The 11,785-nt window shown below is 67.5% G+C and carries 9 protein-coding genes; all 9 read left to right on the forward strand.

All coding sequences use genetic code 11. The annotated features are described in order from the left end of the window. The first annotated feature begins 173 nt into the window (after positions 1-173). Genes P0Y59_22735 through bluB form a run of 9 tightly spaced genes read left to right on the forward strand, consistent with a single transcriptional unit; the run spans position 174 to position 11,785 of the window. Entirely contained in the window at positions 174-2,114 is a 1,941-nt protein-coding gene (locus tag P0Y59_22735; GenBank protein WEJ99688.1) for a TonB-dependent receptor, read from the forward strand. After that, entirely contained in the window at positions 2,114-3,022 is a 909-nt protein-coding gene (locus tag P0Y59_22740) for an ABC transporter substrate-binding protein (protein WEJ99689.1), read from the forward strand. The genes P0Y59_22735 and P0Y59_22740 overlap by 1 nt, the downstream gene beginning before the upstream one ends. Beyond that, positions 3,019-4,002: an iron ABC transporter permease gene (locus P0Y59_22745; GenBank protein WEJ99690.1), complete on the forward strand. Its 984-nt coding sequence runs from the start codon at positions 3,019-3,021 to the stop codon at positions 4,000-4,002. Before P0Y59_22740 ends, P0Y59_22745 begins: the two co-directional genes overlap by 4 nt. Next, on the forward strand, positions 3,999-4,766 hold the full coding sequence (locus P0Y59_22750) for an ABC transporter ATP-binding protein (GenBank protein ID WEJ99691.1): 768 nt from the start codon (positions 3,999-4,001) through the stop codon (positions 4,764-4,766). Before P0Y59_22745 ends, P0Y59_22750 begins: the two co-directional genes overlap by 4 nt. Positions 4,767-4,778: 12 nt before the next feature. After that, positions 4,779-5,759 carry a hypothetical protein gene (locus tag P0Y59_22755; protein ID WEJ99692.1) on the forward strand — a complete coding sequence of 327 codons (981 nt, stop codon included), beginning with the start codon at positions 4,779-4,781 and terminating at the stop codon, positions 5,757-5,759. Continuing rightward, on the forward strand, positions 5,756-6,802 hold the full coding sequence (gene cobW / locus P0Y59_22760; GenBank protein ID WEJ99693.1) for a cobalamin biosynthesis protein CobW: 1,047 nt from the start codon (positions 5,756-5,758) through the stop codon (positions 6,800-6,802). Before P0Y59_22755 ends, cobW begins: the two co-directional genes overlap by 4 nt. Further along, entirely contained in the window at positions 6,802-10,536 is a 3,735-nt protein-coding gene (gene cobN / locus P0Y59_22765) for a cobaltochelatase subunit CobN (GenBank protein WEJ99694.1), read from the forward strand. The genes cobW and cobN overlap by 1 nt, the downstream gene beginning before the upstream one ends. Beyond that, the gene (gene cobO, locus P0Y59_22770) at positions 10,533-11,141 is read left to right on the forward strand and encodes a cob(I)yrinic acid a,c-diamide adenosyltransferase (GenBank protein WEJ99695.1); all 609 of its coding nucleotides are present in this window, start codon (positions 10,533-10,535) and stop codon (positions 11,139-11,141) included. Before cobN ends, cobO begins: the two co-directional genes overlap by 4 nt. Further along, entirely contained in the window at positions 11,138-11,785 is a 648-nt protein-coding gene (gene bluB / locus P0Y59_22775) for a 5,6-dimethylbenzimidazole synthase (GenBank protein ID WEK02661.1), read from the forward strand. Before cobO ends, bluB begins: the two co-directional genes overlap by 4 nt.

The raw sequence follows: 11,785 nt of genomic DNA on the forward strand, positions 1-11,785 counted from the left end.
CCAGGGGATGGTCACGGCACGGTACTCCGTCTGAGCGACGAACCATGCGGCTGGGGCCGCGAGGTGCGTGATGCATGGGCGCTGATTGGCGTCCGCCCGTCGTCCCGCGCCGGTCGTCCGTGAAAGGTCGGCTTGCCCCGCCGTGCCGTCGCTCGACGCCAGGGGGTACTGCCATGTTGACCAGAATTTTCGTTTCCACCGTTGCGCTGATCGTCGCGACGCCAGCGCTCGCGCAAAGCAATCCGACCCAGCCGACCACTGACGACAAGGGCGACGATATCGTCGTCACCGCGTCGCGCTCGGGCGACGGCGTCGCCGTCAAGAATCTCGGCGCCTCGGTCACCATCATCGACGATGCCGCCCTGCAGGAGCGCCAGACGCGGATCGTGTCGGACGTGCTGCGCGACGTCCCCGGAATCGCGGTCAACCGCACCGGTGCGATCGGCGGCCTGACCCAGATTCGCATTCGTGGCACCGAGGGCAATCAGGTGCTGGTGCTGATCGACGGCATCAAGGCTTCCGATCCCTATTATGGCGAATATGATTTCGGCACGCTGATCGCCGACGAGGATGCCAAGATCGAGGTGCTGCGGGGCCAGCAATCGTCGCTCTACGGCTCCGATGCGATCGGCGGCGTGATCCAGTACATCACCCTGACCGGTGCCGAGGCGCCCGGCATCAAGCTCCGCGCCGAAGGCGGCTCGTTCGGGACGGCATCGGGCGGCGCGCGCGTTGCCGGCGTCACCGGCGATCTCGACTATGCGGTGTCGAGCTCGCTCTACCGTACCGACGGCACGCCGACCGCGCGCAACGGGACGCGCGACATCGGCTCGACCAGCATTGGCGCCAGCGCCAAGCTGACCTGGTCGCCCTCGTCGATCTTCAAGCTGACCGGAGTGGGCCGCTACAGCTACACCGACGCCCTGACGAACAACAGCGAGAGCAATCCGGCGAGCCCGTTGTTCGGCTATACGGTCGACAGCCCGGGCGTGCGGCTTACCAACACGGCCTTTTACGGTCTGGTCCGCGCCGAGCTTTCGCTGGCCGACGGCCGCTGGACCAATGCCCTGACGGGCCAGTTCGCCGACACGACCCGCAAGGGCTATACCAGTGCCGGGTTCGATTATGGCGACAAGGGGCGTCGCTACAAGGGATCGTTCGAATCGACCTTCCGCTTCGGCACCGATACCTTCCAGAGCCGCGTAACGGGCGCGGTCGATGTCGAGCGCGAGGAATTCGAGAACACGACGCCGTCGAATTTCGTCTTCCAGGGCAAGCGGCATACCGACAATGTCGGTCTGGTCGGCGAATATGACCTGCTCGTCGACAACAGGCTGTCTCTGGGGGCGTCGATCCGTCGTGATCTGAACACGCGCTTCGCCGACGTGACGACGTGGCGGGCGCAGGGCAGCTACCGGTTCGATACCGGTACGCGAATCCGCGGCGCCTATGGCACCGGCGTCAAGAACCCGGGCTATTATGAGCTCTATGGCTATTCCGATGGCAAATATATCGGCAACCCGAACCTGAAGCCTGAAAAATCCAAGGGCTGGGAAGCTGGCATCGAGCAGGATTTCGCGGGCAACCACGCGACAATCGGCGCCACCTATTTCGACAGCAAGCTCGAAGACGAGATCTACACGACCTATCCGGCCCCGCTGTACATCGCGACGCCCGGCAACCGGACGACCTTGTCGCGCCAGCACGGCGTTGAGGTGTTCGCGTCCGCCACGCCGATCCCGCAGCTCCGGTTCGACCTCGCCTATACCTATCTCCATGCGCGGGAGAATGGCGCGATCGAGGTGCGCCGGCCGAACCATATCGCCAGCCTGAACACGACCGTGTTCAGCGCCGACAAGCGCTTCTCGGGCACGTTGACGGTTCGCTACAATGGCCGCCAGACGGACGTCGCCTACACCAACCCAAGCTATATTCCGGTGACCGTGTCGCTTCAGGAATATGTTCTGGTGAACCTGAATGCCGAGTACAAGGTGACCGACAAGATCTCGGTCTATGGCCGGGTCGAGAACCTGTTCAACGAGGATTATGAAGAAGTGTTCAGCTTCGCCACGCCGGGCCGCGCCGCCTATGGCGGGGTGAAGGTCCGCTTCTGATGAAACGGGCGGCAGCGCCCCGGCTGCTGGCCGGATCGCTGGCCGTCGCGCTGTGCCTCACCGGGTGCGGCGCGGCGGACCGGGCGATTCCGGCACCCACGGCAAGGCCGATGCGGGTGATGTCGATGAACCTGTGCACCGACCAGCTCGTGCTTGCGCTGCTGCCGCCCGAGCGGATCGCGTCGGTGACCTGGCTGGCGCGCGATCCCGGGGCGTCGCTGATGGCGGCGCAGGCGCAAAAGGTCGGCGTCAACTATGGGCTGGCGGAAGACGTGATCGAGCAAAGGCCGGATCTGGTGATCGCCGGCAGCTTCACGACGCCCGCCACCCGCGGGATGCTCAAGCGGCTTCACTATCCGATGATCGAGGCCGGCTTCGCCAGCAGTTTCGACGATGTCCGCGCGCTCACGCGCCAGATCGCGGCGGCGGTAGGCGAGAAGGCGCGGGGCGAGGCGATGATCGCGCGGATGGATCGCACTCTTGCGGAACTGGCGCGCGATCCCGCGCCGAAGCTTCGTATCGCTTCGTGGGACCGGATCGGGTTCAGCGCCGCCAGGGGCACACTGCAGGACGCGATTCTCGAAGCGGCCGGCGCCCGGAATATCGCCAACGAGCCGCCAGCCACCGCCTACGGCAAGCCCGATGCCGAAGTGCTGCTGAAGACAGCGCCGGCGTTGCTGGTGCAGGGCTCGCCCTATGCGCACGAGCCGAGCCTTGGCGATCTTGTCGAACAGCATCGTGTCGTGCGGCGCTATTGGGGAAAGGACCGCATGCTGACCATGCCCCAGGCCTATTATGCCTGCGGTACGCCGCAAATCGCCGATGCTGCGGTCGCGCTGCGTGACCAGATGCGCCGTGCAGCCGCCGCGGCGCGCGCGCCCTTGCCGTTTGCGGGCCGCACTCAATGACTCGCTGGCTCGTTCCCGGCCTGCTCACCCTGCTGGCCATCATCTCGGCGGCGTCGCTGTTCGCCGGCACGATCTGGCTGAGTCCGCGGGCGGTGATCGCAGGCCTTGGCGATCCCCACTCAAACCTGACGGCGATGCTGGTCACCGAAATCCGCCTGCCGCGCCTCGTCCTCGCCATCCTCATCGGCGCGATCCTCGGCCTGTCGGGGGCGGTGCTGCAGGGGCTGCTGCGCAATCCGCTGGCCGAACCGGGGCTGCTCGGGGTTTCCGGCGGTGCGGCGTTCGGCGCGGTAATCGCGATCTATTTCGGCTTCTCGGCGACCTATATTCTCGCCACGCCGATCTTCGCGCTGGTCGGCGCGCTTGTCACGACGAGCCTCGCCCTGATGCTGTCGCGCGGCGGCGGCACGCTCTCGCTGATCCTGGCGGGGTCGGCGATATCGGGCATTGCCTTTGCCGGCGTCGTCCTCGCGCTCAATCTCGCTCCCAATCCCTATGCCGCTTATGAGATCATGACCTGGCTGATGGGGTCGCTCGCCGATCGAAGCTGGGACCATGTCCAGATCGCAGCGCCGTTCATCCTGGCCGGCGCCGTCCTGCTGATGTTCACCGCGCGGGGGCTCGATGCGCTGGCGCTTGGCGAGGTGCAGGCTGAAAGCCTTGGCGTCGATGTCGGGCGTATCCGCATGCTCGCGCTGGTCGGCACGGCGCTGGGCGTTGGCGGCGCGACGGCGGTTTCCGGCTCGATCGCCTTTGTCGGGCTGGTCGCGCCGCACGTGATCCGCCCGCTGGTCGGCCACCGGCCCGCCGCAACGCTCGTTCCGGCCGCGATTGCCGGCGCGATCCTGGTGGTGACGGCCGATATCGCGACTCGGGTGATCCGCTTCGGCCCGCCGATCAATCTCGGCGTGTTCATCAGCGTGGTAGGCTCGCCCTTCTTTCTCTGGCTCGTCCTTCATGTCCGGAAGCGCACGGCATGAGCGCGCTGGTCCTGAAAGCCGTCACGGTGAGGCGCGGCGAACGCGTCGTGCTCGACGACATCCATGTCACCTTCGCGGCGGCGCGGCTGACCGCGGTGATCGGCCCGAACGGCGCCGGCAAGAGCACCCTGCTGGAGACTGCGGCGGGGTTGCTGGCGCCTGCCTCGGGGACGTTGCGGCTCGGCGGCGCCGACCTGGCGTCGCTCGGGCGGCAGGGGCTGGCGCGGCGCCGCGCCTATCTGCCACAGCGCGCGTCGGTCGACTGGCCGATCAGCGTCGAGCGTGTCGTCGCGCTTGGCCTGATGCCGCAGCTCCCTGCGTTCGGCGGCCTGCCGCACGCGCTGCTTCCGGCAATCGACCGCGCGATCGAGGAATGCGACCTGTCGGCGTTGCGCGACCGTCAGGCCACTGGACTGTCGGGTGGCGAGCTTGCCCGGGTCAATTTGGCGCGCGCGATCGTCGGCGATCCTGAATTGCTCATTGTCGATGAGCCGACCGCCGGCCTCGACCCCCGCCACGCGATCGACGCGGCGCGGCGCTTGCGCGCTCGGGCAGATGCCGGGCGAACCGTTGTCATGGCAATTCATGACCTCGATCTGGCGCTGCGTTTCGCGGATGACGTGGTCGCGGTTCGCGACGGCAGGTTGCTTGGCGTGGGCCCGGTCGCCGACGTGATGACCGAGGATATGCTCGGCCGCCTTTACGACGTACGCGTCCGCATCCGCCTTGACGACGATGGCGCCGCAATCCGATTCCTCGACTGACGAAAGGCCGGCATGGAGCACGCCCCGTTTGAGCTTGTCGCCGATCTTCTGGCCGATCCCGATTATGGCTGGAGCATCGGCAGTTTCGGCGCGATCGGCGAGTTTGTCCGCGATGCCGACGAGGAAGCGCGGATGCTGCGCGAGCCCGGCCGGGTCGAGATCGTCACCGCGCGCGGTGCGATCCGCGTTGTCGCGATCCCGGACCTGACTGGCCTGGCCTGGGACAGCCTGTCGGCCGACGGCGAGAGCTGGGGACATTCCCTGGCGTTCTGCCTGCCGCGCCCCGGGACTCCGGGCACGGTCGTTGTTGAACTGGGACCCGATGATTCGGCGATCCGGGTCGAAGACCGCGCATCGATCCTGTTCGACCTCGGCGTCGGTGCCGGCTGCGTGCATATGTGCGCGCGGACCGCCGATCCGGCGCTGGTCCAGGCCTTGCGCGCCGCCGCCGGTCAGCCGCTACTCTCGGTTCCCGGCATCATGCCCGCCGTACTGAAGGCGCAGCCGCACCGCGTGCTGCTGTCGCCGGCGGGGCGGATCGAGGTGTTCCAGCCTATCCCGCCCGCCGACGGCAAGTCGCCTGCGGGGCCGCATACCCATCTTCTCCCCAAGCTGATCGCCAAGGACCGCACCCATTCGGCGAACGTGCCGATTCCCGATGGCTGGCAGTCGGTGCTGTCGGCGCATCCGCGATCGCCTTGGCGGACCATGATGGGCGAACGTCACCCGTTCGATCCGGCGGTCGACCGGGCGTTCGCGCCGCTGCTCGATCGTTTTGCGCTGGCCGAGGACGTCCTGGTCGCTACTGAGCTGACAGTGGCGATCGACCGGGGTTTGCCGGAGGCTGCTGCCTGGCCCGACAGCCGGCGGGGCCGGACCAAGGCGCGGATCGTGCTGCGCCGTCTGGCGGCGGCTGGCGACGCGCGCGTGAAACCCTGGCGCGCGATGCATGACCGCGCCCCTGTCGAGATCGAAGAAGGAGAAGAAGTTTGAGCAAGATACCGACGACCGTCGTGACCGGCTTCCTGGGTGCAGGAAAGACGACGCTGATCCGTCATCTTCTCCAGAACGCGGGCGGCAAGCGGCTCGCGCTGATCATCAACGAATTCGGGGATATCGGCGTCGATCGCGATCTCGTGCGCGGCTGCAACGATGCAGCGTGCCCGGAGGAGGATATCGTCGAGCTGGCGAACGGCTGTATCTGCTGCACCGTCGCTGACGATTTCCTCCCGACCATGCAGGCACTGCTCGACCGGTCGAACCCGCCCGAGCATATCGTCATCGAGACATCGGGTCTCGCCCTGCCCAAGCCGCTGATCAAGGCGTTCCAATGGCCCGATATTCGCACCCGCGCGACGATCGACGGCGTGATCACGCTGATCGACGCCGATGCGGTCGCCGCCGGCCGTTTCGCCACCGACGAGGCTGCGCTGGCGGCGGCGCGTGCGGCCGATCCGTCGCTCGACCATGACAGCCCGCTCGAGGAACTTTTCGAGGACCAGCTTGCCTGTGCCGACATGGTCGTCCTCAACAAGGCGGACCTGGTCGATGCCGACACGCTTGCCCGGGTCGAGCAGGATATCCGCAAGGATACCCGCGCTGGCGTGAAGATCGTTCGGGCGGATCATGGCGCGGTCGATATCGGTGCCCTGCTCGGGATCACCGCCGCTGCCGAGGACGATCTCGACTCGCGGCCGTCGGTCCATGACGGCGAGCCCGAGCACGACCATGACGATTTCGACAGCTTCGTGGTCGCCGGGGCGGAAATCGGCGGCATCGAACCGCTGCTTGCCGCGCTGGAGCGCCTCATCGTCGAGCATGACGTGCTGCGCGTGAAGGGCATGGTCGCGGTCGAGGGCAAGCCGGCGCGTCTCGTCATCCAGGCGGTTGGCCCGCGCATCCAGCATTATTTCGACCGGCCATGGAACGATGGCGAGCCGCGCCGTTCGCAGCTCGTCGTGATCGGCCAGAAGGGCCTGGACGAAGCGTCGATCTCGGCCGGGCTCCGGACTGTCCTGGGGGCCGGTTCCAACTGATGCACTTGCTTGCCGCCACGCCGGGCACTGTTTCGAACGGCGACGAGGCGATCGACCTCGATCAGTCGCCGGGCGACATCGTGATCCTGACCGTGGCGGACAGCGATCTCGCCTGCTTCGCGCGGGCGGCGGCGATGCTGGGGGAGGGGGCGCCGAGCGTCAGGCTGGTGAATCTGCTCCAGCTTCTCCACCCCTATTCGGTCGATCTCTATGTCGAAAAGGTGATCGCCCAGGCGCGGTTCGTCTGCGTCGTGCTGCTCGGCGGCCGGAGCTACTGGCCCTATGGCGTGGATGAAATCGCCCGGGTCGCGCGGGAGCGGGGCATCGCCTTCGCCGCAGTCGCCGACGGGCGCGAGGCGGATGCGGCGCTGGACAGCGCGTCGACGCTCGATGTCGCGATGCTCGAACGGCTGCGCGACTATCTGCGCCAGGGCGGTGTCGCCAATGCGCTTGGTTTCCTGCAGACCGCTGCCCGGCTGATCGGTCGCGACGTCGGGACACCGGACGATCCGCTGCCGCTCGCCGATGCCGGCCTCTATCTGCCCGGCGTCGAGCGGCCGGGCCTCGCCGATGTCCGGGCCGGCTGGCAGGAGGGCAGGCCGGTCGCCCTGCTGATCTTCTACCGTGCGCTGGTCGCGGCGGGCACGCTCGACGCGGTGGATGCGACCATCGCGGCGCTGGCTGCCAGGGGATTGAACGTCGTCGCGGCGCATGTCCGGGCGTTGCGCGAACCCTTCGTCATCGAATGGCTCGACGGCGTCCTCGCTGGCGTAAAGCCGGATGTCATCCTCAACGCCACCTCCTTCGCTTCCTCGACCCTGGGTGACAACCGTACCGGTGGTGTCCTCGAACGCGGCGATTGCCCGATCCTCCAGCTTGCCTTTGCCGGCGTCGAGCAGGCGGACTGGGCAGCGAGCGGACGGGGCCTCGGGCCACGCGACCTCGCGATGAATGTCGCACTTCCGGAGGTGGACGGGCGGCTGTTCACCCGGGCCGTCGCCTTCAAGGCGGCCGAACGCTTCGACGCACTGACTGAATGCGGCATCGTCGTGCCGCGTGTCCTGCCCGATCGGGTCGACTTCGTCGCCAGCCTGGCCGCCAACTGGGCGCGGCTTCGTCGCGCCGCGCCGGGCGAGCGCAGGGTCGCGCTCGTCCTCGCCAACTATCCCAATCGCGATGGCCGGATCGGCAACGGCGTCGGTCTCGATACGCCGGCAAGCGCTGCGGCGATCCTCCAGGCGCTCGACGGCGCCGGCTATGATGTCGGGGACGCCCCGCTGGACGGCGCGGCCCTGATGGCGGCGATGCTGGCCGGCGTGACCAACGACATGGCGTCGCCGGATCGCCGGGGCGACGGGCCGGCGCTGTCGCTGGCCGAGTATCGCGATGCGTTCGACAGGCTGCCCGACGGCGCACGCGCCGCGATGCTCGAACGCTGGGGGCAGCCCGACGCCGATCCGTTCGTCAGGGATGGCGCCTTCCGCCTCGCCGTGCATCAGTTCGGCAATGTCGCCATCGCGGTGCAGCCGGCGCGCGGCTATAATATCGATCCCAAGGCGACCTATCACGATCCGGCGCTGGTGCCGCCACACGCCTATCTCGCTTTCCATGTCTGGCTCGATCGCCGCTTCGGCGCGCAGGCTGTCGTCCATGTCGGCAAGCATGGCAATCTCGAATGGCTGCCCGGCAAGGCGCTCGCGCTGTCGCGGGAGTGCTGGCCGGAAATCTGCGCCGGGCCGACCCCTCAACTTTATCCGTTCATCGTCAACGATCCGGGTGAGGGGACCCAGGCCAAGCGCCGGATCGGCGCGGTGATCGTTGATCATCTCACTCCGCCGCTGACCCGCGCGGAAAGCTACGGCCCGCTTCGCCAGCTCGAGGCCCTGGTCGACGAATATTATCTCGCGGCTGGCATGGACCCGCGCCGGATCGAGCGGCTGCGCACCGAGATCATCGATCTCGCGCGCTCGCAGGGGCTCGATGCCGATGCCGGCATGGTCGGTGATTCCGACGATGCGCTCGCTGCCCTCGACAATTATCTTTGCGACCTGAAGGAAATGCAGATCCGCGACGGGCTGCATATCTTCACCCGCTCGCCCGAAGGCAGGCTGCGGACCGACCTGCTGGTCGCGCTCGCCCGAACGCCGCGCGGCTATGACGTACCCGGACAGGCATCGTTGCTGCGGGCGATGGCGGACGATCTCGGCCTCGTCTTCGACCCGCTCGATTGCCGGATGGGTGACCGCTGGGATCAGGCAAGGCCGCAAGTGCTCGCTACCCTTTCGGAGGATCCCTGGCGGACCATAGGGGACACCGTCGAACGGCTTGAGTTGCTGGCGTCCGATCTGGTGTCGGCACCCGATCGGGCTGGCATGCTCGGCCTGAAAAGCGCGGCGGTGCTCGCGACGATCCATGATGATCTCTCCCGGCGTGTCGATGCCTGCGGCCTTGCCGAGCAGTCGGCGCTCCTCGCGGGGCTGGACGGGCGCTTCGTCGTGCCCGGGCCTTCCGGCGCGCCGACGCGCGGGCGGCCTGACGTGCTGCCCACCGGGCGCAATTTCTACTCGGTCGATACCCGCTCGATCCCGACCGCGACCGCCTGGGATCTTGGGCAGCGCTCGGCTGAATTGCTGGTGAAGGACTATTTCCAGCGAGAGGGCGCCTATCCGGCAGCGATGGCGCTGTCCGCCTGGGGCACGGCCAATATGCGCACCGGCGGCGACGACATCGCCCAGGCGCTCGCGCTGATGGGGGTCAGGCCGCGCTGGGAATGGACGTCAGGTCGGGTCGTCGGGTTCGAGATGATCACGCTGGCCGAACTGCGCCGGCCGCGCGTCGATGTGACCTTCCGTGTCTCGGGCTTCTTCCGCGACGCTTTCCCGGAGCAGATCGACCTGCTCGATTCGGCGGCGCGGGCGGTGATGGCGCTCGACGAGGACGAGCGGGACAATCCCGCCGCCGCCCGAGCGCGTGCAGAGGCGGCGGCATTGGTCGGTAAGGGCGAGAATCCCGCATCGGCGGCGCGCCGGGCCGGCGCCCGCGTCTTCGGCTCGAAGCCGGGGGCCTATGGTGCCGGGCTCCAGGCGATGATCGACGAGAAGCTCTGGCACGACCGGGCCGATCTCGCCGACGTCTATCTGACCTGGGGCAGCTACGCTTATGGCGCTGGGGTCGAGGGCGATGCCGAGCGGGCGCTTTTCTCCACGCGCCTCGCCCAGGCTGATGCGGTGGTGCAGAATCAGGACAATCGCGAGCACGACCTGCTCGACAGCGACGACTATTACCAGTTCGAAGGCGGCATCGCCGCCGCGGTCGAGCATCTCTCGGGCAGGAAACCCGTGTCCTATCACAACGACCATAGTCGCCCCGAACGGCCGGTGATCCGTACGCTCGAGGACGAGATCGGGCGGGTGGTCCGCGCGCGCGTCACCAACCCGAAATGGATCGCGGGCGTGATGCGGCACGGCTATAAGGGCGCGTTCGAGATCGCGGCGAGCGTCGACTATCTGTTCGCCTTCGCCGCGACCACCGACGCGGTGAAGAGCCATCATTTCGATGCCGTCCACGCCGCTTTCATCGAGGACGAGGCAGTCAGGGCGTTCATGGCCGAAGCGAATCCGGCTGCATTGCGCGAGACGGCGGGGCGGCTCGCCGAAGCGCTCGAGCGTGGGCTATGGAAACCGAAATCGAACAGCGCGGGCGTGTTGCTCGCCGAGCTTCAGGAGCGATCATGATCGAGCGAACCGACGAGCGGCATGCCGAGAAGATGAAGAAGAAGCAGGCGGCGCACGACAAGATCGTGGCCGCGAAGACGATCGAGAAGGGCCTGCTGATCGTCCATACCGGCAAGGGCAAGGGCAAGACCACCGCGGCACTCGGCATGGTCGTGCGCGCGATCGGGCATGGCAAGAAGGTCGGCGTGGTCCAGTTCGTCAAGGGCGCCATGACGACGGGCGAGAAGACCGTGTTCGACGCCTTTCCCGACCAGGTCGAGTTCAAGCCGATGGGTGACGGCTTCACCTGGGACACACAGGACCGCACCCAGGACATCGCCTCTGCCCGCAAGGCATGGGACGAGGTGAAGCGCATGATCGAGGACCCGTCCTACGACATGGTGCTGGCCGACGAGCTCAACATCGTCCTGCGCTACGATTATCTGCCGCTCGACGAGGTGCTTGAAGTGCTCGCGGCAAAGCCGGAGATGACTCATGTCATCGTCACCGGCCGCAACGCGCCCGAGCGCCTGGTCGAGGCCGCCGACCTGGTGACCGAGATGACGCTGGTGAAGCATCCGTTCCGCGAGCAGGGCGTGAAGGCGCAGCCGGGCGTCGAGTTCTGACGACAGCCCCTCCCGGCCGGTTCGATCCCGCCTTTGTCGGGCAGCTCGACACGCTGCTCGCCTGGCGGCGCGATGTCCGTCATTTCCGGCGCGATCCACTGCCGGAAGGCATGATGGATACGCTGCTGTCGCTTGCCCAGCTCTCGCCTTCGGTCGGCAATTCCCAGCCCTGGCGGTTCGTCCGGGTGCTGTCGCCGGGGCTCCGCGCCGCGCTGGCCGATCATGCCGATGCCGAGGTTGCAAGGACCGCCGCCGGCTATGAGGAGGAGCGTCGCGCGGCCTATCTCGCGCTGAAGCTCCATGGCCTGCGCGAGGCGCCCGAGATCCTCGCCGTCTTTTCCGAATCAGCGCCCGATGCCGGGCACGGGCTCGGCATCGCCACCATGCCCGAGGCATTGCTCTATTCGACGGTGATGGCGATCCAGACCCTGTGGCTGTCGGCGCGGGCGCGGGGCGTCGGCCTTGGCTGGGTGTCGATCGTCGAGCCGGATGCCGTGGCGGCGCTGCTCGACGTGCCCGCCGGATGGAACTTCGTTGCCATCCTCTGCCTCGGCTTTCCCGACGCGCCTTCCGCCGTCCCCGAACTGGAACGGCGCGGCTGGCAGGATCGCGGCGACTGGCGCGGGCATGTCGTCGAGCGATAG

The sequence above is a fragment of the Candidatus Sphingomonas phytovorans genome (assembly GCA_029202385.1).
GTDB classification, from domain to species: domain Bacteria; phylum Pseudomonadota; class Alphaproteobacteria; order Sphingomonadales; family Sphingomonadaceae; genus Sphingomonas; species Sphingomonas phytovorans.